Source organism: Methylomusa anaerophila, assembly GCF_003966895.1.
Classification (GTDB): domain Bacteria; phylum Bacillota; class Negativicutes; order Sporomusales; family Sporomusaceae; genus Methylomusa; species Methylomusa anaerophila.
In genome coordinates this window covers 2085800-2111778 of record NZ_AP018449.1, presented here as the reverse complement: position 1 = coordinate 2111778, position 25979 = coordinate 2085800, and the positions used below count along the sequence as shown (strand labels likewise).

Below are 25979 nucleotides of genomic sequence, written 5' to 3'. Positions count from 1 at the left end.
TTACGCTCAACGTACAAATCCACGAACTGCTTAGAAATCGTTAGCTGCTAGGCGTGACGAGGACCGGAACGTAAGCGTACTGGGAAAGTACGTTGAAGTGAGGACCGCAGGAACAACAACGCAGATGACGGTTTATAAGCAGTTCCCTGCTTAATGTGAAAAATACAATTTACTTTCCTTTGGCTAGACGGGCAAGTATCGACGCCGTAGCATACCACTTCAGCCTGCCTTCTGCCGGATTGGTCACTGCCACGTCAAATCCCGCACAGGCGCCTTTTTTAAAAACCAGCCGCACCCCTGCCAGTTTTTCAGCCCAATGGCTAAGATATGGCTCATGTCCCACAATGATGAGAGTCACGTCATCACCTAAACGGCCCCACTCTTTAATAAGCATATCTAAATCGCCTGCCGCAATCGCTTCATAATGTTGAATTTTGATTTTACCCAGATTGCTCGCAACGATTTCCGCTGTTTGTTTTGCCCGCAGCAGGGGACTGGACCATATCATCACGGCCGAAGAGCCACAGCGAATAAATTGAGCTATCCCCGGCGCTGCGTTTTCTACCTTCTTTCGGCCTTCACCAGTCAAAGCCCGTTCGGCGTCTGAAAGCACAAGGTCTCCAGGCTCTTCTGCCTTACCATGCCGCATGAATATTACTTCCACACTCATTCCCCTCCAAAGGTATTGATTGAATATGAAGAATACTCACAATCCTATAATACTATTTTACCCAAACTTATCTATAATTACGAAGAAAAACCAAAAACCGCTATGGACTATGGACAATTAATGAGAAAGCAACGCCTTTAGTCGGGCGCTGCTAAAAATTTGCCGGCTGGATCTCTTGCTCTTTAGCGGCTTGATCCGGTCAGCTTTCTCTGAATATATTTACTCGGCAACGTAAAGGCCAAGTTAAATATGAGTATGGTTATGATCAGCAGCGCTCCAATACCATCGGCAATTGTAAGCCGGTCCGGCACTAATCCCACCGCCATAACATACCACATATGAACTGCCAGGGTTTCCCCGGCCGCTCCCCAGCTAAAATTGGGGAAAAAGCGGGATACAGTGGTACCGGCAGTAAAGATCAAGATTGCGGTTTCGCCCAATGCCCGCCCAGCCGTAAGGGTAATGCCGGTTATTATGCCGGGTAAAGCGTTGGGTAACACTACCCGCCATATGGTCTGCCATTTCGTTGCGCCAAGTGCTAAACTTGCTTCGCGATAATAGGAAGGTACAGTGCGGATAGATTCCTCGGTAACCCGGACCAATACCGGCAGGTTAAGCAGCATGAGCGTCAGCGAACCGCCGATAATACTAAACCCCATCCCGAACATATTAACAAATATGATCATGCCAAACAAGCCTAAAACAATGGAAGGAACAGTAGCCAGACTCTCCGTGCTAAGACGAATCATATCCGTTAAACGGTCATTACCGGCATATTCAGCCAGGTAAATACCGGCCCCGACTGCCACCGGTATGGAGAATAGCATGGAAAGGAACAAAATATAAAACGAGTTAAACAATTGCGGTCCTACGCCGCCGCCAGCTTTTATATCACTTGGCATACCGGTGATGAAATCCCAAGTGAGTACCGGCAGTCCTTTATATAACATATAGATTAAAAAGGTTGCCAGTATTCCTAAAATTATCATACCGGCAAACCACATGCAGGCAGTTGCCGTTTTATCAACAAATCTCGCTGACATTAGTAGGCTATCCTCCCTTTCGCGATGCGCCGAATAATAAGAATCATCACCATTGATATGGCAAGCAGTACTAAAGCCATAAGGAACAGGGAATTACCCCATGCCGTTCCAAAAGGTGTGTTACCCATTTCCACAACGATTTCACTTGGCAAGGTTGACGTGGGGGTGAAGAGCGACTTAGCCATCTGCGGGGTATTGCCAATGACCATTTGTACGGCCATTGTCTCGCCAATGGCTCGCGCCATAGCTAAGATGATTGAAGTTAAGATACCCGGCAAAGCTGCCGGCAGCAACACCCGGGAAATAGTCTGCCAGCGGGTGGCTCCTAACGCCAGCGACGCCTCCTCCAGTGGTTTGGGCACCGCTCTGATAGCGTCTTCAGATATACTGATGATCGTCGGCAGAATCATGACCGAAAGAATAATCCCGGCGGCAAAAAGACCAAATCCGGTGGGTACGTCAAAAAAGGTGCGGATAAAAGGTACGAAAATGGTCAAGCCAATGTAGCCGTAGACAACCGACGGAATGGCCACGTACAGATCAGTAGCCGGCCGCATGATTTCCCGCAGCCAAACCGGAGCGATTTTGGCCATAAAGATAGCGCCGCCCAAGCCTAGCGGAGCGCCAATGATTACCGCCAGCAAAGTTACATATATGGATCCCGAAATAAAGCTCAGGGTACCAAATTGATTACTAGTCGGGTTCCACTTTGCCGATAGGAAAAACTCCAGCGGCGTAACTTCCTTAAAGGTCATAAGGCCCTGGTGTCCAACAAAAACAATAATTGACGCTATAATAATCGTCATAAGGAAAGCGCTGGTGATAAACAAGTAGCGTATGTACCGGTCAGACACCAATTTTAACTGGTGTTTACGATTGCCGGTTGCAAATACCATTGAGTCTTCACATCCCTGTCCAGAATTGTTTAGTCTCCTCAATTATACGCATAATTATGTCGGTATTTGTTAATCAAATATTAATTTTATGTTAATTTTGGGTTAACGGGAAAAAGAAAGCCATGCAACACATGGATGCATGGCTTTCGTGCTATCAGTTATATAGTATGTATCTTGCTAGGGAGAGAAAAGAATTTTATTCAGGTTTAACCTTGGTCAAAGGCATAAATCCGTTCTTTTCCGCGTATGCATTCTGGAATTCCGCGCTTGCAACATAATCAATAAAGGCTTTAACCGCACCTGTGGGTTCACCTTTGGTAATCATCCGGCCAAAAGTGTATACCGGATATTTTTTGCTGCTGACTGCATCAATCGAGTACTTCACACCATTATAAGCAAGAGTTTTTACAGTTTGATCGGCATAGGCGGCATCAACATAGCCGATAGCGCCGGGAGTGCTGGCAATACCTGCGCGGACAGCGCCGTTGGAATCCTGGATAACAGCGTTATCGGTAAAGTCAACGCTTTTCATAACCACTTCTTGAATGGTGGCCCGGGAACCGGAAGATTTAGCACGGTGAATAATGGTAATTTTTTCGTCTTTACCGCCAACATCCTTCCAGTTGGTCACTTTTCCCGAAAAGATATCTACATATTGCTGTTGAGTCAGGCTGTCCACACTAACACTAGGATTAGCAATGAAAACAAAGGGAATACCAACAATCTTAGTTTCTACCAGACCTTTATCTTTCAGTTCGGCTTGTAAGCCTACATCGGAGTTGCCGATGTTAACGGAACCGGCAGCTACCTGGTTTTGACCGGTAAAGGAACCGCCACCGGCAATGTTAATGGTAACCTTAGGATTTTTCTGTTGGAACTCTTCCTGGGCCGGCTTTAAGAAAGGCAACAAGGCAGTAGAACCGGACGCAGTTACAGTGCCGGAAATCTCAGCTTGGGCCTTAGGCGCCGTTTGGGGAGCTTCTTTTTTTGAACCGCCGCAACCGGCGATCAAGCTGACCCCCAGCATCATGGCCACAGCAGTGGCTAAAAGTTTGGATTTAGACAACTTCATTTTGTTTGACCTCCTCATTATAATGACTACCCGGATATTCGTATATTATTGTAAATCATTCCGGAAAGGGTTGTGTTAAGAAAATGTTAAGGGAGTGTTAAGAGAATATTAAGAAAATATCAGCCCCGCATTATATTTATTATTCCCGGCTGAAGAAGATAGCCGGGAAAACCCATTTAGTGTATGATTGAGAATAGAATGGCTAACGGAGGTATACGAATGTTTGCTAGCGGACTACGCAACCGGCTTATTATTTTCTTTCTCGCCCTGACCATACTAACGTCAACTTTACTGGGCAGCTATATTCTTTGGTATTTTTACCGGCACAATGTTACCAGCCTGCAGACAACCTTTTCAAGTCAGGCAAAGATCATTCAGGAACTGCTGAAAGAAGACATGAACGATCCCATAAAAATGGCATCTATCGACGGCAAGATAAAAGAACTGGGAACCAAACTGGATAATATGCGGATAACCATAATCGCTGCCAATGGCGTTGTTCTTGCCGACTCCCATTATAATCCGGCAGGGCTGGAAAACCATTTACAACGTCCCGAAGTGCTGGAAGCCCTTGCCGGCGGCAATGGCATGCAAATAAGAGCAGGCACCACCCAAACGGATAATGTGCTTTATGTGTCAACGCCGATCTATCGCCAAAATGAGATTATCGGCGTGGTACGCATTTCAAATAGTTTAAGCCAGGTTGAAGAAGGTTACCGGAAGATATTATCCGCTTTACTGGCCGCGTCGCTTCTTACTTTTCTTGTGGCGCTAGCCTTTAGTCTGGCGCTGGTAAACCGGTATACCAAACCCTTAGAACAGATTATTGCCACCGCCAATGAAATTGCCGAAGGCCACCTGGATAAGCGGCTGTTCATTCGCACCGGCGATGAACTCGAACTTCTCGCCCATGCCCTCAATAACCTGACATCAAGTTTAGAGGACAAGGTAAATGACGCGAGTGCCAAAAATGTGAAATTGGAATTAATCTTGCAGCATATGGGAGACGCGGTAATATTACTGGACCGGTTTGGCCGGGTGACGACAGCCAATTCCATGGCTATGACCATATTTGGCATAACTCCCCAAATGTTAGGTCAGCATAATATCCAGGTAATCGGCAATAGCCTTTTGGACCAAGCCGTGCAGTTAACGATCAGTAAAGGTGAAAGCAAACTGATTGATCTAAAAACCAATATTCATGGTAAAAAGAGGGTGTTTCAAGTATTTATCGCCCCAATTCCCGACAACGACGCTGAAATTACCGGCATACTCAGCGTGTTCCATGACATCACTACCATTCAAGAATTACAAGATAGACAAGCCGATTTTGTGACCAACGCTTCCCATGAATTGGCCACCCCCCTTACCGCGATTAAAGGTTTTGCCGAGACCCTTCTTGACGGCGCACTGGAAAGCCAGGAATTGGCTGTCAAATTTGTTACGATCATTCATAATGAAGCCGATCGCATGCACCGTTTGGTGCAAGATCTGCTGCACTTGGCCAAACTCAACGCCCAGGAATACAGCAACCAAATCAAGTTGGAACCGGTTTCTGTCGGCCCTATGCTGGGTATGGTAAAAAATGATCTTATGCCTCGCTGGCAACAGAAAAAACAAACTGTCGACATTGACTGCGATTGCGAAAACACAATCACGTTAGGCAATCACGACTGGCTGAAACAAGTTATTGTGAATTTGGTTGAAAATAGTATTAAGTATACGCCGGAAGGCGGAAAGATCTCCCTTACATGCTGGACGGACAAAGAAAATCATAGAATCAAGCTTTGTGTCAAAGATACCGGTATCGGCATACCAGCTAAAGATCTGCCGCTTATATTTGACCGGTTTTACCGGGTTGACCGCGCCCGCGCCCGCTCTGCCGGCGGTACAGGCTTAGGCCTGGCAATCGTCAAGTTTATCGTTGAAATGCTAGACGGCGAGATTGAAGTCGAGAGCGCGGTCGACGTAGGTTCCACGTTCACCATCACCCTGCCGGGGTATGAAAATGAGGCAAATTAGGGGGGAACTGCTTAGAAACCGCCATCTGCGTCGTTGCCGGGGATTTCGAGGTCCTCAACGTACAACCCGTACGCCTCCGGCCTCGAAATCCCCGGCGCCTAGCAGCTAACGATTTCTAAGCAGTTCGGGGCAGTTGATGACTTGGGCCGAAGGGAAAAAACAACATAAGAATAAAAACCCAACCGCTTGCAATGCAGGCGGTTGGGTTTTAACTTTAATTTTCTGTAGCTTCAACTTTCTGTAATTGGAGTTTCCCAACATTCTTTTAGAACCTAGAATGTGCTAAGGCCATCCAACAGCCACGAACTGCTTAGAAATCGTCAGATACCGTTGCATATGAAAAAAGCTTATTGCAACGAGTTTGCTAATTACGGTTCTATTATCATAGTCAGACCGTCTAGGCGCGACGAGAACCGGAACGTAGGCGTACTGGTCGTACGCCGGAGTGAGGATCGCAGGAGCAACGACGCAGATGGCGGTTTCTAAGCAGTTCCCCTCTAAACAGCCTACTTCTTCCTGCGCCGTTGGCCGGTTACTAGATAGATAGTCCATTCGGCAATGTTAGTGATATGGTCGGCGATTCGCTCCAAATACCGGGCTACGAAAAGCAGTTGGGTGGCTTGCGTAATTTTACGGGGATCTTCCATCATGAAGGTTAAAAGTTCCCGGAATACCTGGTTATACAAATGGTCAACGCCATCGTCAGCCAGGCACACTTCCTCAGCCAGGTTGATATCAAGATTGATGTAGGCGGTAAGAGCGGCTTTAAGCATATTCTGAGCCTTTTGCGCCATACGAGGGATATCAACCAAAGGCTTTAACAGCGGCTGATTACCCAAGCTTAACGTAATTTTGGCAATATCATACGCATGATCCCCCATCCGCTCCAGGTCAGTAGTTATCTTCAGGCCCGTACCAATAATTCTCAGATCGCGGGCCATCGGCTGCTGCCTGGCGATAAGCACCATACATTTATCTTCAATATCGATTTCCATCTGGTCAATTAAATCGTCGCTCTCAATCACCTTTTGGGCAAGATCCATGCGCTGCTGTGCCAAAGCACCAACCGCATCATCAATGGCAGTCGAAACCCTTCTCCCCATTTCCAGAAGGCTGAGCCGCAACTCTTCGAGTTCAAGATCATAGCTTTGCCGCACTGTCATTTATTATTATCCTCCCAAATTATCCAAACCGGCCTGTGATGTAGTCCTCGGTCCGCTTGTCCTGTGGCCTGGTGAATATGGCGTCGGTTTTGTCATGCTCAACTAAATCACCGCTTAAGAAGAAACCGGTATAATCGGAAACGCGGGCTGCCTGTTGCATATTATGTGTAACCATAACAATCGTATAATTTGTTTTAAGCTCAGTTACCAATTCTTCAATCTTCATAGTGGAAATAGGATCAAGTGCGGAACAAGGCTCATCCATTAAAAGGATTTCAGGTTCTACGGCCAGCAAACGGGCAATACACAAACGTTGCTGCTGTCCGCCCGACAGGCCCATGGCTGAGGAATGCAGCCGGTCTTTTACTTCCTCCCATAGAACCGCGTCAGTCAAACTTTTCTCCACGATTTGATCCAGTCTGGCTCTGTCATTCAAACCGTGAATTCTCGGGCCAAAAGCAATATTATCATAGATAGACATAGGGAAAGGATTAGGGCGTTGGAATACCATCCCCACCCGTTTTCGGAGCATTACAATATCAACTTTGGGGTGGTAAATGTTTTCTCCATCCAATAGAATTTCGCCTTCGATTTTAACACCTTCAATTAAATCGTTCATCCGGTTAAGAGTCTTCAAAAAAGTGGACTTACCGCAACCGGATGGGCCAATAAGCGCCAATACGCTATTTTCGGCTATGTCAATGGAGACTTTCTTTAAAGCAAGCACGTCCCCGTAATATAATTTCAGCTTACTAACCTGAATTTTATAGTTCATACTGTTCCTCCCCTAATGTCTCTCTTAGCACTATATCATAAAATATCCTATCTTGTGTTAATATCATGTTAAATTTTAAAGATTCCGCTTAGAGGATTTTTTCAAACTTGACAGCTTGCTTTCGCCGGTAAATTCTTTTAGCGGCATCTTGTACAATCATAAAAAGCACAAGAATAATCAAACAAAGCCGGTGTCGGATATCCGCCTTCACCGGCCGCAACGCTGCTGATAGGATGACTACAGTAACTACAGTAACTACAATACCTCTCTCAGATATCGCGAAAACGGTAACCTACACCGCGAACCGTCTCAATAGCATCGGCAATTTCCGCATCCTGGCACAACTTGACTCTGAGATGGCGGACGTGTACATCCACCGTCCTTGTATCCCCGAAATATTCATATCCCCAAACTTTTTCGAGCAATTGCTCGCGTGTAAACACTTTACCAATATTAGTGACAAATAGCTTTAGCATCTCGTATTCCTTCGGTGTCAGTTCCAGCTTCTCGGAGCCAAGGTAGGCTTCATAGCGGCTAAAATTAAGTTTCAGTCTTCCAACAACCAGTTCACCGCCGCTGATGTTCTCCTTTTGACTGCGGCGCAGAACTGCTTTAATTCTCGCTAAAAGCTCGCGCGGGCTAAAGGGTTTTGTGAGATAATCGTCGGCCCCCAGTTCAAGGCCAATAACTTTATCAATTTCCTCATTCTTGGCTGTGAGCATAATAATCGGAATGGCAGTAGTTTCCCGGGAATTTTTAACAATACGGCATACCTCTAATCCATCAATGCCCGGCAGCATAATATCAAGTACAATTAAATCAGGACGTTCGGATCTAGTGGCGCTGACGGCACTTTGTCCATCGCCTGCTTCCAGCACTTTATAGCCGGCTTTTTCCAAATTAAACTTTATAAGCTCGCGAATATTGAGTTCATCATCAACAATCAATATCTTTCCTATCACGTAAATTCTCTCCTCACTCAGTGCTCGAGATGAGTAATGCAGGTGGAACTGAAAAAAACAGGAAGCATTTTGAGCAGGAAACAAAGAAATGTTACGCCTCGCTGCAGTCCCAAAAAAGCGAGGCAGTAATTCTGGAAATAAAAACCAGGTTTAATAACCTGGTTCTTCATTACTTGTTTTTGGTGACTATGCGTTAACTGCGTCCTTCAAACCTTTGCCGGCTTTGAACACAGGATTTTTGGAAGCAGGAATAGTAATTTCTTGACCGGTTTGTGGATTGCGCCCTTTACGTTCTTCTCTAACCTTAACTTCAAAGGTTCCGAAGCCAATAATTTGTACTTTGTCATCTTTAGCTAAGGCTTCTTCAATTGCAGCAAAAATAGCGTTGATTGCTTTTTCAGCATCCTTTTGAGTGGTGTCTGCCTTTTGGGCTACGGCTTTGACCAAGTCAGTTTTATTCACAATGTTGCCTCCTTATGTCGTAAATCATTACGAATAGCTTTATTCGCTATGCATTTTTTTATTCCTGCCGCAATCGAAAAATTTTGGCAAAAATACTTGATATTTTGCTCATTTTTGGCTATGTTTAGCCTCATTCCATAACCAATTAAGCTCGTTTAATGTAAAAGTATCCCAATTTTTGCCACTTTCTTTTACTTTGGACTCTATGTAGTCGAATCGCCGCATAAATTTTTTATTTGCGGCATTAAGCGCCGTCTCAGGTTCAACCCCCATAAAGCGGGCCAAATTCACGATAGTAAACAATACATCGCCCAGCTCAGCTTCAACATTTTTGTAATTATTATCATTTTGATTATTGTTATCCTGTTTGCCGGCAATTATACCCGCCTGGCAGGCTGCCGCCCTTAATTCCTCCAGTTCTTCGGCAACTTTATCCCAAACAGGTCCGATATCATCCCAGTCGAAACCGACTTTGGCCGCTTTTGCCTGCAGTTTGTAAGCGCTCATCAAGCTTGGCAACCCTTTGGGAACACCATCCAGTACATGCGTTCGCTCGCCGGCTTTTTCCTGTTTCTTGATCTGTTCCCAATTTGCGATTACCTCAGCGGCATCGCGAACGGTAATGTTTCCAAAAACGTGAGGATGACGCCGTACCATTTTTTCCGTTACCTGGTCAATGACATCCTGCATGGAAAAAATGCCACACTCTTCAGCAATACGGGCATGAAATATAATTTGCAGCAGCAGGTCTCCCAGTTCTTCACACAGCTTGTCCCCATCAGCCAGATCAATAGCCTCCAAAACTTCGTAGACTTCTTCGACAATATAACGCCGAAGACTGGCATGGGTCTGTTCAATGTCCCATACACATCCCCCGGGTGAGCGAAGGCGAGCCATGACGTCCACCACCGGATCAAGGGAAAAACCCTTAGCCTTTTGCGGCTTTGGCGGTATATAAACGCTTGTCAGGTGATCAATTGCCGGTTGACGATCCAGTTCAAATAAAGGTATGGTGGTGATTTCCTCGTCAGCCATTCCCAAATTGCGAACAAAGGTTACCGGAAACTCATCGTCGTAATGGTCCATCAAGAGGAGTTTGGTATTGGAAGCAACCTGACGACTGAATACCTGGGTAATAACTAAGGCAGTATTCAGGTTAGGCGGAATATCCCGTAAGTCAGCGGCATCCAATATAGTAACCCCATTTATCGGGTCAAGCCGGAGTCTGGCATACAGTACTTCCAGAAAACTCATGCCGGGTGTGATATGCACTTTAATATCCGAGCCCTGTGTTTGACTAATAATCATCTCTACCGTTTTTTCAGCAACAAGCGGACTGCCGGGAACGGCATACACCACTTGCCCCCGCGTCTTTGCCTTTTCTATGACGGCGTCGGCAATGGCCTGGTAAACATGATCAAATGTATCGAACTTCTCATATAACCTGTCAAAACTTTCAAAGATAAGGCCACGCTCAGTTAGACCGGCCACGCTTGGATGTATGGCCGTACGCAACAGCAGGAACTTGGCTTGTTTTATAGTATCCCATGTTTCCAGCGTAATATGGTTGAAAGATCCCGGCCCCAGCCCTATGATGTTAATTTCTCCTCGCACCATGTTCTTTATCTCCTTAGTAACTTCAAAGTACGTAATGTTTTGGCTAAAATGCTCCCGACTTTCGGGATTTGCTCAATATCTCTGGCTTCGATCCCCCCCACCAGCAGGATGACAATCCCAAACACCGTCAGCCCCGATAAAATCGCGCCAAGAGTGGAGATTGAATTATGCAGGGTATATGTCATCATTGCGTCATAAACCATCAGCACTGTTCCGCCCATGACGGCGGAAGCCAAAGCAGCCTTAAACGTATCGGTCAGATTAATACTAAAGCCTACATACCGGTATACAAAATACATGTTTAATACGGCCGCGACGCCGAAATCGGCGACAGTTGCCCAGGCGGCGCCCCGAATCCCCAGTTCAGGCATAGCGGTAAGCAGCCAGCTCATAATAATCTTTACCACGGCGGATATGGCCATATTGACGACAGGAATGGTAGTATGACCCAGTCCTTGCAGCACCCCGGTGGTAACTTGGTGAAAGCCGAGAAGGAATATGCCGACCGACAGAATCGCAATGCAGATTCCCGCATTCGGGGTGCCGTACAGCATTTGGGAAATAGGAGTGGCCAACAGCCACATGCCTACAAAACTGGGAATGGTAATCAGGTTGGCTATGCGCATGGCGGTCGCCGTCCGCTGATATATGCTCTGTTTATTTCCCAAGGTATAGGCTCCCGACACCGCCGGCACTAAACTGGCGGCAAGGGATGAGGTAAGAATGGTAGCCAAATTTACTAATGGAATAGCCATGCCTGTTAAATACCCAAATGACTCCGTTGCCTGCTCGACGGTGTGGCCGGCGGCTTCCAGCCGCGGGGGAACAATAAGCAGATCAATGTTAGATACAACCGGGAGCATGATGTTGGCCAGCGATACCGGCAAAGCAAGCTTGATGATCCGGCCGACAATCCTAAATCCGGATTCCTGCCTGACCTTTGGCTGCATATTCATATGGTGTTGAAACTCTGAGTTATGCCGCCAATAGAAATATAAGAGCACCATAAGTCCGGCTGCCGCACCCGGGCCGGCTCCAAAGCTGGCCCCCGCCGCCGCATACTCAAGTCCGCGGGGCAGCAGCAGATAGGCAAGGGCAATCATGGTGACAACCCGGAAGAGTTGCTCAAAAATCTGAGATACAGCGGTGGGTGTCATCATCTGCAATCCCTGGAAATAACCCCGGTAACTGGACAAAACGGTAACAAAAAATATTGCCGGCGCCAAGGCGGCGATGGCATAATAGGCCCGGACGTCCCGTACGAATTGGTGCTCAATCAGCCAGCCTGCGCCATAATATAACAGAAAAGTAAAAATGAGGCCGGTAGCGGCAAGAACGCCAAGTGATATATGAAACACGCGCTTGGCACCGCGATAATCATGGAGAGCCAGCTTTTCAGCAACAATAATGGAAATGGCTACCGGAATACCGGCGGAAGATATACTTAAAGCCAGCAGGTATATGGGGTAAGCCATTTGATACAGACCGACGCCTTCACCGCCTAATAACCGCGATAATAGAATGCGGTTTACCGAACCGATAATTTTAACAACAATACCGGCCACCGTAAGGATGAAAGCACCTTTTAGAAACGTATCTTTACTCAACCGAGTCAGTCCTCTCCCCTTTGTTGCTTTCCCCGCCTTAGTGGTCAGTCTGTCAGCCCTAAAACCATAATAAATGACAGACTACTAGGCAGTATATTCCCCGAATGACCGGATAATGTCTATTATATCAAATTCTGCCTGGTAATAAAACAGCATTCAAGCATTCAAAATTCAGGAGTCAGAATTCAGAATAGGCTGCAAGTTGTCCTGAACGCCTAGTAGATTCTCATTCTGACTTCTGAATTCTGACTTCTGACTCCTGGAAACTATTCAAGCATTTGAATAGTTTCCACAACGTAAAAGTAGCGAACATTAACGTTGTTTGTTATCGTTCGCTACTTGTATGCTCTGGAAAATGGTCCATTTAGGTTATGTTTATTGCGACATTTGTTTAGCCAGGAACCCCGCTGCCGTCTCGGCCAGCTTGACTTCCATGTCCCCCATCTGCACACCCGGTTCTTTGGAACAGATGATAACTGCGCCGATGGCATCACCTTCTACAATAATAGGCGAAATAACCTCCGCCGTGAATTTGCAGGTTTCCTCATCCTCACAGTTAGCAGCGCAGCCTTGGCAGTGTTTGTACTCACCAGGGTTGTTAATAACCGTGGTTTTCCGCTCCTCCATAACCTTTTCCACGGCAGGGCCAAGCGGTTTGTTGAGAAACTCTTTTTTAGAAGCCCCGGCAACCGCTACTACATTATCGCGATCCGCGATTAAAATCACATGATTGATGGCCTCATATAGAGAGTCCGCATACTCTTTGGCGAAATCGCCTAATTCCCCCACAGGGGAATACTTTTTCAAGATGACCTCGCCTTCGCGGTCAACATATATTTCCAGCGGATCACCTTCACGTATTCTAAGAGTGCGTCTGATTTCTTTTGGTATTACAACTCGGCCAAGATCGTCAATTCTACGTACAATTCCCGTTGCTTTCACTATTATCCCCCTTTCATCAAAATGCTACAATTGGAAAATCTACATCCCAATTTGAAACCAGTGCGGCCGCAATCCCTTTCATGTCTTGCTTTTGGTTCCCCTTGGTTTTTCTTTTTTGTTTTCTTGTTATCTTGCTCTTGTTTCTTGTTTCTTGTTATCCTTGGTTTGATAGTAGTATATATCCAGGTGGATTTTTTTATTCATTTTTCTAATTCTTTAACTTCTTAACTTCTTTAAATTCTTTAACGTCCGTCACCCGCGGCTTGCCGCACCTACTTTACCCCGGTTTTCCATGCCGGCCAAGGTTGTCAATATTTTGAGCAATACCTCAAAAAGGGGTAAAGATAAACGGGCGGTTGCCAGACGAACAGCTTGCGGCGGACCGGGAACAAAAGTGATTTTGCCGGGATATAGATTGCGGGCATTCACGATTCCGTCGGGAGCTACATTGGGAAAATCGCCAAAGACTATTTCAACTCGCCCCGCTTGTTCAATAATGGAACGAACACCCAGATGACGCGCCGTATTTTTAATACGGGCTACATTCAGTAAATTAACTACCGGTGCCGGTGGTTCGCCGAAACGATCAATCAATTCATCCAAAAGCTCCTGTACATGCTCCTCGCTCCTGATAGCGGCAATACGCTGGTAAATTTCAATTTTATTCATAGCATCACTAATGTAGTCACCGGAAAGATAAGCGTCAATATTAAATTCAAGTACAGGCTCAGGCGGCGGTTCAACCACTTGCCCGGTTTTGATTTCCTGTATGGCCTCATCCAATAGACGGCAATACATTTCAAAACCAACAGTGACAATATGTCCATGCTGTTCCCGGCCAAGAAGGTTGCCGGCGCCGCGAATTTCAAGGTCACGCATGGCAATTTTAAAACCCGATCCCAGTTCGGCAAATTCCTTGATAGCCTGCAGACGCTTCTCCGCTACTTCACTTATAACTTTATCCCGCCGATAGGTAAAATATGCGTAAGCCAAACGGTGGGAGCGCCCTACCCTCCCCCGCATCTGATAGAGCTGGGACAGGCCAAAATGATCGGCGTCGTAAACAACGATTGTATTGGCATTGGGTACATCCAGGCCGTTCTCAATAATACTGGTACACACCAGTACTTCATCCCGCCCTTCATAAAAATCGAGCATGACCTGCTCTAATATTTCTTCCGCCATTTGGCCATGTGCCGTCTTAATAGCAGCATCAGGCAATATTTCGGCCAGCCGTTCACGGACCTTGTCAATAGTCTGGACCCGGTTGTAGACAAAATATACCTGACCGCCACGTTTCATCTCCCGCACAATGGCTTCCCTGATAATCTCTTCGTTATACTCAACCACATAGCTCTGCACGGGAAAACGATCCTCGGGCGGCGTCTCGATAATGCTCATGTCTCTGGCGCCAACCAGGGACATGTGCAGAGTTCGCGGAATAGGCGTGGCGCTTAATGTGAGAACATCCAAACTAGCTTTCCACTTCTTAAGTTTTTCTTTCTGGGCCACACCAAACCGTTGTTCTTCATCCACAATCAAAAGTCCTAAATCCTTAAAAGCAACATCCGCCTGCAGAATACGGTGAGTACCTATCAGTACATCCACCTGACCTAATGCCAGCCGTTTCAGGGTGGCCTTCTGTTCCCGCGCGCTGCGAAACCGGCTGATAACATCCACAACCGGCCCAAAACCGGAAAATCTGGCGCAAAACGTTTGGAAATGCTGCTGCGCCAACACAGTGGTAGGAACCAGGACAGCTACCTGTTTACGGCTCATAACAGCCTTGAACGCAGCCCGAATGGCCACTTCCGTCTTGCCAAAGCCCACATCACCGCATAAAAGCCGGTCCATAGGCCGGGCTTCTTCCATGTCCCGTTTGACCTCGGCAATAGCTGCCAGCTGGTCGGGAGTTTCTTCAAACGGGAATGCGTCTTCAAAATCTTGTTGCCAGGGAGTATCGGGAAGAAATGGGTAGCCTGGCTGAATCTTACGCTCGGCATACAGCGCAACCAGTTCCTTGGCCATGTCGGCAACTGCGGCTTTAGCCTTGGATTTCGCTTTAATCCAATCGCTGCCGCCCATTTTACTTAAGCGCGGAACATCTCCTTCCGCTCCGATATACTTTTGCAGCAAGTGGACCTGGTCTGTCGGCACATATAGCTTATCATCCCCCGCGTAGCGAATGTGGAGATAGTCTTTGTGCACGCCGCCGACTTCCAGGGTTTTCACCCCTACATATTTACCAATCCCGTGGTTCACATGAACCACATAGTCCCCGATGTTGATGTCCCGGAAGTAGGATATCTGCTGATCTTTTCCCAGCCGGGGCCGCCGTTTCTTTTTTTGCCGGCCGAATATATCCAGTTCAGTCAATACCGCCAGCCTGGCATTTGGCATTTCAAATCCATCGGACACTGCGCCGGAAAATACCATAACCGTACCTGGAATGAGAGGGGTTTGCGGATCCTGAGCCAAAATAGCGCTAACTCCCTCCTGAACCAGATTCCGCTGCAAAGAAACGGCCTTATCGGGGGTGGTCATGAAAATTACAGTGCTATATTTTTTCTCCTGCCAACCTTTCAATTCAGTTACCAGCAGTTCAATCTGCTTATGGAAGGGGGCAACACCTTTAGCAGTAATACTGATGATCTCTTCCGGCTCGGTGTTAGGTATCTTTTGCAGCAACAGCGACAAATAAATTACATTCACAGCCTGAGCCGCCGCCGTTAGTTCATTCCAGCCAAACACTTGCTGCTTGAGTTCCGGATTCTCTTTTACCAGTTGGCTTATTTGTTCCCGGATGCGGGAGGACTCATCAAAAATAACACTGGCGTCGGCCGGCAAGTAGGATAGAAAGACCGACGGCTTGCCGCTGGTTTCCGGTTCAGTGACCGGCATAATATCAAGAAGGTCAATCTCTGTTACCGACCGCTGCGTTACAGGGTCGAACTCCCGCAAAGAGTCGGCCTCATCGCCAAAGAATTCAATTCTTACCGGCAAATTCCGGTTAATGGCAAAAATATCAATGATGCCGCCCCGAACGCAGAACTGGCCGGGGCTATCCACTTGGTCAACACGCTCATAGCCAAAGTGGACCAAAGTGGCTATCAGTTCTTCCCTGGCCACCATTTCGCCGCGGGACAGAGACATGCGGTTATTCAGGAATTCCTGCTTAGGCAATACTTTTTGCACTGCCGCTTCAGCCACAGCTATAAAGATGGCTTTCTCTCCCCGTGCCATGCGGCTTAGGACATCCATGCGCCGTGCAGCCAGCTCCATACTTTTGGCAGCCACCGTAAAAGTTACAATGTCCAGTGCCGGCAGATCATAAACAGGCGTTTCAGGAAGAAACGCCATCAAATCCGACTTTAGCTTCTCCGTGCCCTCGGAGCGGGTGGCCACGATCACGGTCGGCCGGGGTGCTGCCTGGTAGGCGGAAGCTATTAAAGCGCTTTTTTGTGAACCGGTGACTCCGTATATCAAAGTTTGTTTACATTTTGCCGCGTAAGCCTTTTCTGCCAAGCGTAGCTGCTGATCGCTGCGCAGGGTGGCAAACAAAGTCAACATCGTTTTCTCTCCCACTTAAGAAAAGACCCAAAGGGTCTTTAACAACCATGAAAATCATAAAAATCATGAAAATAAATTACTTTCCGGTTTCCGGCACTGCCCAAAGAGGCGCAAGCTATTGGCGAACAAACCGAAAAGTTATAAATTCTGCCTGACGTACTTGCAAAAAAGGCTTTAGCCTAGGCGCTAAAGCCCTTAACTTATTGTCTTTCCAACCTTAATTTGGCTCAATCTGAAATTAATCGAATTGATGCAGAAAATTTTTGCCGCCAATGGCAGGTATTACAGGCTATTCCTCGGTAAGTCCAATAGCGGTAATACATTTGCCGCAGAGTGAATGCACATACATGGCATTGCCGCTGGCGTCAGTTTTAATTATATCTTGGCGCTCCCGGTCAGTCAAGCAATCAAAGCCAAACTTGACTTCGTCGGCTTCATCCACTTCTATTGTATCAATCGGTTCGCCGCAATATTCGCATGTATAGAAAATTTTCATAGAATTCGCTCCTTCGCTCCTTCTTAAATATAACTATTTTGAGGAAATTAGCCGGATAACCGTCGCATTCCAAGCCAAATGAACTGCCATGCCGGCCACCAGCCCAAGAAATATGTTACCGGACAGCAATAGAATGCCGGTAGTTACGGCCCCAAAAAAACTATGGCCTAATATGCTCATAAAACCGGCTGTTAAACCGCTCTTCCTGCTATGATGCCAATCATATACAGCTTCAATTATCCCAAAAGTTATATGCGTCACTAAAATATCGGCTTTTAACCAGTATGCCAAAAGAGTTTTCGCTGTCTCCTCCATTATCGGGCTTAAACCGACTACCACCACCGGGCCGATATACAAAAGCAGGGCCCGGTTGATGAGAAAGCTCAGTGCGGCCATCAGGCAGCCAATGACATAGGCCATTTTCAATACCTCTTTGTTCAGAAGTCAGGAGTCAGAATGAAAGAACGGTCATCTCAGAAACATTCAGAATTCAGAATTCTGACTTCTGAATTCCAGATTAGTAACATTATTTCCACTTATACACAAATATACACAAGAGTATGCTTTGCCATAACCGGTTTAATTTTTACTAAAGTTCAAATTGTTAACAGGAATGACGCCCAGCTTGGCGAATAAACAATCTTGTTAGTATTGCTAAATTTTTCTCTTCGGGAGGGATTCGTTTTGTACAAATCGATGCGGATTTTCCGTACTATTACCGCAGCCATAATGACGGTATTTATTTTGGGCTCATTCACCATATCCCGGGCAGCAACGCAACCCGACCTGCCACCGCAGTCTTTGCTCAAAATCTCCGTACTGGCGACATCGGACATCCACGGTCATATCATTGACTGGAATTACCTGATACCGAAAACAGATGACGTGGGGCTTGCCAAAATCTACACGCTGGTAAAAAGAGAGCGTCAAGCCAATCCTTACACCATCCTGGTTGACGCCGGCGACATGCTGCAAGGCACCCCGTTAACTACATATTACGCCAAATCAACAAACTGGAAAGTTCACCCTATGGTTCAAATGTATAACTTCATGGGCTACGATGCTCTAACATTGGGCAATCACGAGTTTAACTACGGCACTCAATACCTGGCCAAGGCAATCGCCGGCGCTAATTTTCCCGTACTATCCGCCAATACCTATGATATCAAAACAGGAAAAATATGGCCGGCGGTAAAGCCCTACACGATTAAACAAGTAGAAGCCAATGTTGATAATAAGAAGGTAAAAATTAAAATCGCCATTATCGGCGTAACCACCAAAGCCATCCCCAATTGGGAAAACGAACAAAACTATGCGGGACTGGAGTTCAGGGATCAAGTAGAAACAGTAAAAGCTATCGTGGAAAAAATCAAGGATAAAGTTGATGCCATCGTAGTCGTCAGCCATTCCGGAGTGGAGATTGAAGGCCAGGAGTCCATCCCCGGCGAAAACCAGGTAGCCGCCATTGCCCAAGCTTGCCCTGAAATCAGCTTGATTGTCAGCGGCCACAAGCATCAGGTCCTGGATAACAACACGGTGATAAAAGACGCCAATAAGCAAGTGCTCTACGGCCATAGTGCCATTAACGGCGTAGCCATAGTCTCTCCGGGCAGATGGGGTAACTATCTGGCCAAAGCCGATCTCACTTTTACTAAATTTGGCAACCGGTATTGGTTTACCAATGCAACCACAAGCAACATACCAACTGTTGGCGTTGCTCCTGATAGGGAATTAAGTAATATAGCCTGGCCGTACCATGATGCCACACTCCAGTATCTTAACTCCACCATCGGCAAAGCTGCCGAGACTTTTAACTCTGATAAGGCGACTGTGCAAGATACGGCTATGATTGATCTGGTCAATGATGTACAGCGTTACTATACCAAAGCCGACCTTTCGGCTGCCGCCATGTTTAACCCCAAGGCCGTAATCAAGGCTGGCCCTGTTAAATTACAGGACATTTCCTCTTTGTACCTTTATGAAAACTTTTTATACGCCGTCAAAATTAACGGTGCCCAACTCAAACAATATCTTGAACATGCCGCCAGATATTACAAGCAATTTAAACCAGGCGATATTGCCGTTGGCACCAATGGTCAGGACGGCTCTATATCCGATTACAACTATGACATGATTCAAGGGGTTAAGTATACTATTGACATCTCTCAGCCAATCGGCAGCAGAATCAAAAATCTTACTTACAAAGACACGCCGGTAAAAGAGAATGACGTATTTTCCCTCGCCCTCAATGACTACCGGTTCAACGGAGGCGGCGGCTATATGGCTGCTATGGGTTTTGACAAAGGCCATATGCCGGAAGTCACCTTCGATTCTCAGAAAGCGTTTGGCGATGAAGGGCAAGTACGCGAACTACTCATTCGCTATGTGAAGGAAAAAGGAACAATAAATCCGGTTGTCGACAACAACTGGTCAATTGACACAGGCACTCAACGCAAGAATTAATATAACACTTGCATATATAAGCAAAAGAAGACTTAGCGCAAGCCAAGTCTTCTTTTGCTATTCAGCGTTGTTAAGGCAAGACCGCCATCGGATCAATTGCCTGCCCGTCTTGAATTACTTCAAAATGAAGGTGGGGTCCTGTTGAATTGCCTGTATTTCCCATGGAAGCGATACGCTGGCCGGTACGAACAAACTGCCCCCGCTGGACAAAAAAATCATCAAGGTGACCGTATAATGTCATAAACCCGCTCCCATGGTCTATCATCACGGTATAGCCATAGCCGCCACGCCAGCCGGTCCATACTACCCGGCCGGACCTGGCCGCCATAACGTGCGTACCTACATCATTGGCAATGTCGACGCCTTCATGCAGGCGGCCCCATCGCCAACCAAAAGGGGATGAAAGCTCACCGTTTGTCGGCCATACAAACCGGCTGACACCGGCCCGGGAAGCGGTAGTGGCCGCCCGCGCATAGCGCGCGCCGGGAATAAATAATTTTTCTCCTATATTAATTAAGTCGTCCTTTTTATTGTTAGCTTTAATGATTGTTTCCACATCTACGCCATAAGTATTGGCTATCCACCATAGCGAGTCGCCGGAATCAACCTCATACACGATTCCCTTTTGCGGCAAAATCACCAATTCGTCGCCGGCATGAATGAGCTCATTCACACCCGGGTTGGCGGATAACAATGTGTCAAGATCAATATTATACCTGGCAGCTATGGCCGATAGCGTTTCTCCTTCCGCCACTACATGTTTGGTCGTAGTTGTAGCCTGAGACCCTGCCGGCTGAGCAGTTGCCGGCTCTGGGACAGGTACGGGCGGCGCCGCCTTGCTTTCCGGTTCCAGCTGTTTTACCGTTCCCGATTCCAGCCAGTTTTGCCGGAGAGGTGCGATTCCCCAAGCCCCCGCTCCGGCCATTAGCACTACGCCGCCAACACACGCCCACTGTTTGGCATTTAGCTTCGGCAGTTTCAAAAATATCACCTCGCTTGTCTCGCAGATTAATTCTGTTATTAATATCATAAGCGGCAGCCCCTCAGAGTATGCATAAATTTTCCAATGATAAAACCGGCCCCGCGGAAATAACCGCAATAATAAAAGCAAAAAGGCTCCCAAATCGCAGGAGCCTTTCGAAGGTTATATAAAGATATAAAATTTATATTTTTATTTAAGCCTTTTTAATAATCATCGGTTTTTTGTCAAACCGGTGTATAGCGTCCACAAACCTTACCGTGCCTGTCGTACCGCGCATTACAATGGAATGGGTTCTCGCCCCGCCGCCGAAATACCGGACACCATTCAGCAAATCGCCTTGGGTTATGGCCGTGGCGGCAAAAATGACTTCGTCCCCCCGGACCAGATCATCAAGAGTAAGCACTTTGTTGATATCCCTGACACCCAGCGCCCTGGCCCGTTCCAGATCGGCGTCGCTCTCCGGCCACAGTTTGGCTTGCATATCTCCACCCAAGCATTTTACTGCCGCGGCGGCAAGAACTCCTTCCGGTGCGCCGCCGATTCCCAGCAGCATGTGTACAGCCGTGCCTTCAATAGCGGCGTTAACAGCCGGGGAAACGTCACCGTCACTAATCAACTTAATCCTCGCCCCGGTTTCACGGACTTCTTTGACGAGGGCGGCATGACGGGGTCTGTCAAGAATAACGACTGTCAAGTCCTCTATCTGGCGTTCCAGCGCCGATGCTACAGCGTACAGGTTTTCCTTAACCGGGGCGTTAATGTCAATTTTTCCTTTCGCTTTGGGACCAACGGCAATTTTATCCATATACATGTCCGGCGCATGCAACAGGCACCCTCGCGGCGCGATAGCCAGCACGGCAATGGCGCCGGGCAAGCCTTTGGCAACCAGGTTAGTGCCCTCCAGCGGGTCGACAGCAATGTCCACTTCCCTGCCGCCATGACCAACCTTCTCACCGATAAACAGCATGGGAGCCTCGTCCATCTCCCCTTCGCCGATTACCACCAGACCGCTGATGCTGACTGTGTCAAAAGCAGACCGCATGCCGTCAACGGCGGCCTGATCGGCGGCTATTTTATCTCCCAGCCCCATCCACCGGGCGGAAGCAACCGCCGCCGCTTCCGTCACCCGCACAAATTCCAGCGCTAACTCGCGTTCCATTACGCAACATCCCCTTCCAGGATATAGATATACCAGCAAAGAAGCTACAATTTTCACCTTAAGTGAGGAACTGCTTATAAACCGCCATACTGCGTCGCCGCACCATCTGCGTTGCTGTCATCTGCGACAAGTTAACTTGCGTTGATATTACTAACGAAATCAGAATCGTACTCCTGCGGTCCTCACTCCAACGTACCACTTAGTACGCCTCCGTTCCGGTCCTCGTCGTGCCTAGCATCTGGCAATTTCTAAGCAGTTCGAGGCATTTGCTGACTTGAATGCTACAAGCATGTTATGAATTCGCATTCTTCCAGTCATCCAGAAAACGCTTGATTCCCGCGTCTGTCAAAGGATGATTAAGCATAGCCGTAAGAACTTTGGCCGGTACAGTAGCGATATGGGCCCCGACAAGAGCCGACTGCGTTACATGAAGAGTATGCCGGATACTGGCCGCAATGATTTCTGTTTCTATTCCCTGTATGGCAAATATATCGGCGATTTCTTGTATTAATTGAATTCCGTCCTGGTTTATATCATCCAGGCGCCCGACAAAAGGACTCACATACGCGGCGCCTGCCCTGGCGGCCAGTAAAGCCTGATTCGAAGAGAAGATAAGAGTTACATTGGTTTTTATCCCTTCGGCCTTTAAAGCGCTGGCCGTTTTTAAACCATCAGCCGTTATGGGGACTTTAATGACCACGTTACCGGCGATTTTAGCCAGTTCCCGCGCCTCCGGCAACATTTCGGCAAATGTCGTACTTATAACCTCGGCACTTATCGGTCCCTTAACAATACCGGCTATTTCTTTAATAACAGCCTTGATGTCTTTTTTTTCTTTGGCAATAAGTGACGGATTGGTGGTAACGCCGTCAACCACCCCCAGCGAAACCATTTCCCTAATCTCAGCTACATTGGCGGTATCTAAAAAGAATTTCATTAATTTTCCCTCCAGTTACTGTTCCGGTTATTCTTGTCGCCGCAACTGGGCTCTTTGCGGAACAAGCTCAATGGAAAACAAAGCTTCCGCCTGGCTTAAATCATTGTCATTCCGGGCGGGAATGATCAGGCGGCCATCACAATGATTGCAGTTGAGCTCAATCGCGTCAACTAAAAGAGTGGCAGTTATGTTGGTACTGCCGCAGCAGCAGCATACCCCGCCCTGTTCCGCAATATCATGTATTTTATTCAGTACTTGCAGCATTATCTGGGAGTTTTTCACACTATTACAGTCACAGCCGTCAAAAAGGTCATCCACATCGTGTACCAGTTTGGCAGCAGCCTGGCTATGAGTTGCCAGTGTGCTTTCAATGACCTCACGGCTTCCGACAAATCCCAGTTCCAGATTAGCCTTATGGCAATATATTTTGCTCACTTTTGATTGCCAAAAAAGTTTACTATCAAAGCAGATCAGGTGACTGGTTTCGCAAATTCCACAGGGAATATCTAGGATATATTGGCGACGGCCGGCGCTGGCCACAGTTGCTTGAACCTGACCACAACTACAAATCAAGCGATGCCCGGCGCCTTGCGAGGAAAATCGGGAGATGTAATGCAATTGAATATTTCCACAGCGTAAACAAAAAAGCGCCAAAGTGGCAACCGAGTCGATAATCAAGTTCAATCCCTCCCTCTAGTTTTATATACTTCGTCAACTTACAAAAAACTCCTGCCGGAATGTTATATTGAAAAATAGAACCCGCCGTCGAACTGTCTTGGCGGGTTATTTCTCTTAACCAATCATTAATTGCCGGGAATCAGGACTGTTCACAATCTGGCCAATCTTCTCACATAACTGCATGATGTCAAAAGGCTTTGTTATATAATCTCTCATCCCCGCCTCCCGTGCCTCATTCACCATATCCAATTCACCGTAAGCCGTCATCATAATGACTTTTTCGCCTTGACCCTGCCGTTTTATTTCCCGGAGAGCTTCAATCCCGTCCATTCCGGGCATCTTCATATCCATCAAAATGACAGCAGGCTTAATGTCCCGTGCTAACTGAACTCCTTCATAACCGTTGGCCGCAGTAACTACATTGTATCCTTCGTCCTGGAGGACTTCCGTCAGCAAACGCCGGATTCCGGGCTGGTCGTCAATCACAAGTATTGTGGGTTTGGCTCTAACCATACGCGTTAGCACCTTGCTTTCTCCAAAATTTTTCCTGATATAATCATATTCGTAATAAATCGCAAATATCCTCCTAAAAGATGGAAAGAAATAAAAAATTTTCTTAAATTTATTACCATGTTCCGGCAAACAATTGTGTTATAATAAGGCTATTGGCTTAGTACCGGATTAATCCAAAAGAGGATGTTTATTATGCCAATTGTTGAAAAGCTGCATAGATGGCGCATCAATTTTCCCTTCTTACTTACATCTTCGCTATTTATTTTATATCTCCTGCCGTTTCTCCTATTAAGACAAAATGCTCATTTTCCAATAAATGACAACTTGGACTGGCTCACCGGTTGGACCACTCTGGCCCACAGCGGCAAGGCATTTTCCCTCAACGGCACAATAGATCAGATAATGAATGGTGTTCCCCGCAGCTGCCTTCCCAGCGGGCTGAATGTCATCACCTGGCTGTATATGCTGTTTCATCCGTTTCACGCCTATTTGCTGAACCTGATTCTCGTCCACACAGCAGCTTTGGCGGGCATGTACCTGCTGCTAAAAAATTATATCGTACCCGCAGACACTCCTTGGAAAAGTTCTATTGTGTGGGGAACGGCATTATGTTTTGCCATTCTTCCATTCTACTCCGTATATGGCTGGTCCATCGCCGGGCAGCCGCTTCTGGCCTACGCATTTTATAATGCCTATTATAACAGGAAAATGGTGTTTAATTCTCTTATCATCCTAATTTATGCTCTTTATTCATCCCTGCCCCTGACCGGAGTTTTTATCCTTGCCGCTTTGACACTCATCGCCGTGATCGATTACGGGAAAACCCGGCAGCTGAAAATAAATTTTTTAATCGCTATTGTCCTGCTGGCGGCATGCTATACCGTTACCGAAATAGGGCTTATCTACAATACTTTTATCGCGCCGGGATTTTTATCCAGCAGGGTGGAAATTGACCGTATTCTCCTGGGACAAAGCAAGGATTTGGCCGGAGTCCGCGATCTAATCGCCGATAATTTTATCAACGGCCAATATCATGCAGTCAGTCTTCACCAGTTCATCCTGGCAGCAGCCGTGCCGCTTGGCCTAACGGCGGGAATAATTCGCCGCGATAAACTGTCCGCCCGCTTGGCTGCCCTATTGATTATCATTTTGGCAATCTCTGTGTTCTACGGATTTCGCTATTGGCAAATATTTATGGCCTTCACTGCCAAAATCAATATATTAAACGCTTTTCAGATCCAGCGCTTTCACTGGTTTCATCCATTGCTGTGGAATGTTGTTCTCGCCGTAGCCCTGGCAATCATTGTGAAGCTCCGCTATGCAGGGAAACCGCTGCTTACCCTTCTTTTGGCCCTACAGATGGCTTACCTGTTTGGCAACAATATCGAATACAACCTCTGGCTTAAAGAAAAAGCAGGCATTGAGACCAATGTAATGGCCAATGCCTGGCTGTATGAAAATATCACTTACGGACAGTTTTTTTCGGACAAGCTGTTTAAACAAGTTGATGCCTACATCGGCCGTCCGAAACAAGAATACCGGATAGTAAGTATCGGCCTCTACCCGGCCATCCCCCAGTATCACGGTTTTTACACTCTTGACGGTCGCCTTAACATCTATCCGCTGGAATATAAACACCAATTCCGGCAAGTTATTGCCAAAGAACTAAACAAGAACCCCTTCTGGCAAAACTACTTTGACCACTGGGGCATTACCTGTTATGTCTTTCCCGCCGAACTGAACTACCTGCAAGTAAGAAAAGGCTACCAATTAAAATTGAAAAACCTGGAGCTTGATACCCGCGCACTTAAAGCTTTGGGCGGAGAATATATTTTCTCCGCCGCCGAAATTATCAACTACCGCGCCAACAATCTGGAGTTCCTAACCAAAATCACCGACGAGTGGTCTCCCTGGGAAATTTATTTGTACAAAGTTCTGTAGGGCACAAGT

Annotated in this window: 22 protein-coding genes; 3 read left to right on the top strand and 19 right to left on the bottom strand. The window is 46.9% G+C overall.

All coding sequences use genetic code 11. The annotated features are described in order from the left end of the window. Window positions 1–169: 169 nt before the first annotated feature. The 4 genes from MAMMFC1_RS09415 to MAMMFC1_RS09400 form a co-directional block, all read right to left on the bottom strand. Window positions 170–664 (bottom strand): SixA phosphatase family protein, encoded by a 495-nt coding sequence (locus MAMMFC1_RS09415; RefSeq protein ID WP_158618719.1) that lies wholly within the window; start codon window positions 662–664, stop codon window positions 170–172. 188 nt (window positions 665–852) lie between these two features. Next, window positions 853–1713: a phosphate ABC transporter permease PstA gene (gene pstA, locus MAMMFC1_RS09410; RefSeq protein WP_126308288.1), complete on the bottom strand. Its 861-nt coding sequence runs from the start codon at window positions 1711–1713 to the stop codon at window positions 853–855. Further along, window positions 1713–2609, bottom strand: coding sequence for a phosphate ABC transporter permease subunit PstC (gene pstC / locus MAMMFC1_RS09405; RefSeq protein WP_126308287.1), 897 nt, complete (start codon window positions 2607–2609; stop codon window positions 1713–1715). Before pstC ends, pstA begins: the two co-directional genes overlap by 1 nt. Window positions 2610–2805: 196 nt before the next feature. Next, window positions 2806–3681, bottom strand: coding sequence for a phosphate ABC transporter substrate-binding protein (locus tag MAMMFC1_RS09400; RefSeq protein ID WP_126308286.1), 876 nt, complete (start codon window positions 3679–3681; stop codon window positions 2806–2808). Between the two features lie 219 nt (window positions 3682–3900). Between MAMMFC1_RS09400 and MAMMFC1_RS09395 the strand changes: the two genes are divergently transcribed. Beyond that, window positions 3901–5703, top strand: coding sequence for a sensor histidine kinase (locus tag MAMMFC1_RS09395; protein ID WP_126308285.1), 1803 nt, complete (start codon window positions 3901–3903; stop codon window positions 5701–5703). A 506-nt stretch (window positions 5704–6209) separates the two neighbouring features. Here MAMMFC1_RS09395 and phoU read toward each other — a convergent pair. The 10 genes from phoU to MAMMFC1_RS09345 all read right to left on the bottom strand — a co-directional run bounded on the left by phoU (window position 6210) and on the right by MAMMFC1_RS09345 (window position 17717). Continuing rightward, complete coding sequence (phoU, locus tag MAMMFC1_RS09390) at window positions 6210–6866, bottom strand: phosphate signaling complex protein PhoU (protein WP_126308284.1); 657 nt, start codon at window positions 6864–6866, stop codon at window positions 6210–6212. A 19-nt stretch (window positions 6867–6885) separates the two neighbouring features. Next, on the bottom strand, window positions 6886–7641 hold the full coding sequence (gene pstB / locus MAMMFC1_RS09385) for a phosphate ABC transporter ATP-binding protein PstB (RefSeq protein ID WP_126308283.1): 756 nt from the start codon (window positions 7639–7641) through the stop codon (window positions 6886–6888). A gap of 269 nt (window positions 7642–7910) precedes the next feature. Then, window positions 7911–8603: a response regulator gene (locus tag MAMMFC1_RS09380; protein ID WP_126308282.1), complete on the bottom strand. Its 693-nt coding sequence runs from the start codon at window positions 8601–8603 to the stop codon at window positions 7911–7913. 186 nt (window positions 8604–8789) lie between these two features. Further along, a complete protein-coding gene (locus MAMMFC1_RS09375; protein ID WP_126308281.1) occupies window positions 8790–9065 on the bottom strand; it encodes an HU family DNA-binding protein in 276 nt (91 codons plus the stop codon). Window positions 9066–9173: 108 nt separating this feature from the next. After that, entirely contained in the window at window positions 9174–10682 is a 1509-nt protein-coding gene (gene yabN, locus MAMMFC1_RS09370) for a bifunctional methyltransferase/pyrophosphohydrolase YabN (RefSeq protein WP_126308280.1), read from the bottom strand. Window positions 10683–10687: 5 nt separating this feature from the next. After that, a complete protein-coding gene (locus tag MAMMFC1_RS09365; protein WP_126308279.1) occupies window positions 10688–12289 on the bottom strand; it encodes a putative polysaccharide biosynthesis protein in 1602 nt (533 codons plus the stop codon). Window positions 12290–12664: 375 nt separating this feature from the next. Continuing rightward, window positions 12665–13231: a stage V sporulation protein T gene (spoVT, locus tag MAMMFC1_RS09360; protein ID WP_126308278.1), complete on the bottom strand. Its 567-nt coding sequence runs from the start codon at window positions 13229–13231 to the stop codon at window positions 12665–12667. 252 nt (window positions 13232–13483) lie between these two features. Further along, entirely contained in the window at window positions 13484–16801 is a 3318-nt protein-coding gene (mfd, locus tag MAMMFC1_RS09355) for a transcription-repair coupling factor (protein WP_126308277.1), read from the bottom strand. A 289-nt stretch (window positions 16802–17090) separates the two neighbouring features. Further along, a complete protein-coding gene (locus tag MAMMFC1_RS09350; RefSeq protein ID WP_126308276.1) occupies window positions 17091–17297 on the bottom strand; it encodes an anti-sigma-F factor Fin in 207 nt (68 codons plus the stop codon). 33 nt (window positions 17298–17330) lie between these two features. After that, window positions 17331–17717, bottom strand: a complete 387-nt coding sequence (locus tag MAMMFC1_RS09345) for a hypothetical protein (protein WP_126308275.1) — start codon at window positions 17715–17717, stop codon at window positions 17331–17333. Window positions 17718–17981: 264 nt separating this feature from the next. On the opposite strand from MAMMFC1_RS09345, the gene MAMMFC1_RS09340 reads away from it, so the two are divergent. Continuing rightward, window positions 17982–19760, top strand: a complete 1779-nt coding sequence (locus tag MAMMFC1_RS09340; protein WP_126308274.1) for a bifunctional metallophosphatase/5'-nucleotidase — start codon at window positions 17982–17984, stop codon at window positions 19758–19760. A 70-nt stretch (window positions 19761–19830) separates the two neighbouring features. Here MAMMFC1_RS09340 and MAMMFC1_RS09335 read toward each other — a convergent pair whose 3' ends face one another. From MAMMFC1_RS09335 to MAMMFC1_RS09315, 5 genes are all read right to left on the bottom strand, one after another. After that, complete coding sequence (locus MAMMFC1_RS09335; RefSeq protein ID WP_232035751.1) at window positions 19831–20790, bottom strand: peptidoglycan DD-metalloendopeptidase family protein; 960 nt, start codon at window positions 20788–20790, stop codon at window positions 19831–19833. Window positions 20791–20935: 145 nt separating this feature from the next. Further along, a complete protein-coding gene (gene glpX / locus MAMMFC1_RS09330) occupies window positions 20936–21901 on the bottom strand; it encodes a class II fructose-bisphosphatase (protein ID WP_126308273.1) in 966 nt (321 codons plus the stop codon). Between the two features lie 292 nt (window positions 21902–22193). Next, the gene (gene fsa / locus MAMMFC1_RS09325) at window positions 22194–22838 is read right to left on the bottom strand and encodes a fructose-6-phosphate aldolase (RefSeq protein ID WP_126308272.1); all 645 of its coding nucleotides are present in this window, start codon (window positions 22836–22838) and stop codon (window positions 22194–22196) included. 27 nt (window positions 22839–22865) lie between these two features. Continuing rightward, window positions 22866–23516 carry a hypothetical protein gene (locus MAMMFC1_RS09320; protein WP_126308271.1) on the bottom strand — a complete coding sequence of 217 codons (651 nt, stop codon included), beginning with the start codon at window positions 23514–23516 and terminating at the stop codon, window positions 22866–22868. Window positions 23517–23630: 114 nt separating this feature from the next. After that, window positions 23631–24029, bottom strand: coding sequence for a response regulator (locus tag MAMMFC1_RS09315; RefSeq protein ID WP_126308270.1), 399 nt, complete (start codon window positions 24027–24029; stop codon window positions 23631–23633). 192 nt (window positions 24030–24221) lie between these two features. Between MAMMFC1_RS09315 and MAMMFC1_RS09310 the strand changes: the two genes are divergently transcribed. Next, window positions 24222–25970, top strand: coding sequence for a DUF6044 family protein (locus MAMMFC1_RS09310; RefSeq protein ID WP_126308269.1), 1749 nt, complete (start codon window positions 24222–24224; stop codon window positions 25968–25970). Window positions 25971–25979 lie beyond the last annotated feature (9 nt).

Coding starts and splice junctions, on each gene's coding strand:
- pstA (WP_126308288.1), bottom strand. CDS start 1,713: ATGTCAGCGAGATTTGTTGATAAAACGGCAACTGCCTGCATGTGGTTT.
- pstC (WP_126308287.1), bottom strand. CDS start 2,609: ATGGTATTTGCAACCGGCAATCGTAAACACCAGTTAAAATTGGTGTCT.
- MAMMFC1_RS09400 (WP_126308286.1), bottom strand. CDS start 3,681: ATGAAGTTGTCTAAATCCAAACTTTTAGCCACTGCTGTGGCCATGATG.
- MAMMFC1_RS09395 (WP_126308285.1), top strand. CDS start 3,901: ATGTTTGCTAGCGGACTACGCAACCGGCTTATTATTTTCTTTCTCGCC.
- phoU (WP_126308284.1), bottom strand. CDS start 6,866: ATGACAGTGCGGCAAAGCTATGATCTTGAACTCGAAGAGTTGCGGCTC.
- pstB (WP_126308283.1), bottom strand. CDS start 7,641: ATGAACTATAAAATTCAGGTTAGTAAGCTGAAATTATATTACGGGGAC.
- yabN (WP_126308280.1), bottom strand. CDS start 10,682: ATGGTGCGAGGAGAAATTAACATCATAGGGCTGGGGCCGGGATCTTTC.
- mfd (WP_126308277.1), bottom strand. CDS start 16,801: ATGTTGACTTTGTTTGCCACCCTGCGCAGCGATCAGCAGCTACGCTTG.
- MAMMFC1_RS09350 (WP_126308276.1), bottom strand. CDS start 17,297: ATGAAAATTTTCTATACATGCGAATATTGCGGCGAACCGATTGATACA.
- MAMMFC1_RS09345 (WP_126308275.1), bottom strand. CDS start 17,717: ATGGCCTATGTCATTGGCTGCCTGATGGCCGCACTGAGCTTTCTCATC.
- MAMMFC1_RS09335 (WP_232035751.1), bottom strand. CDS start 20,790: ATGATATTAATAACAGAATTAATCTGCGAGACAAGCGAGGTGATATTT.
- glpX (WP_126308273.1), bottom strand. CDS start 21,901: ATGGAACGCGAGTTAGCGCTGGAATTTGTGCGGGTGACGGAAGCGGCG.
- fsa (WP_126308272.1), bottom strand. CDS start 22,838: ATGAAATTCTTTTTAGATACCGCCAATGTAGCTGAGATTAGGGAAATG.
- MAMMFC1_RS09315 (WP_126308270.1), bottom strand. CDS start 24,029: ATGGTTAGAGCCAAACCCACAATACTTGTGATTGACGACCAGCCCGGA.
- MAMMFC1_RS09310 (WP_126308269.1), top strand. CDS start 24,222: ATGCCAATTGTTGAAAAGCTGCATAGATGGCGCATCAATTTTCCCTTC.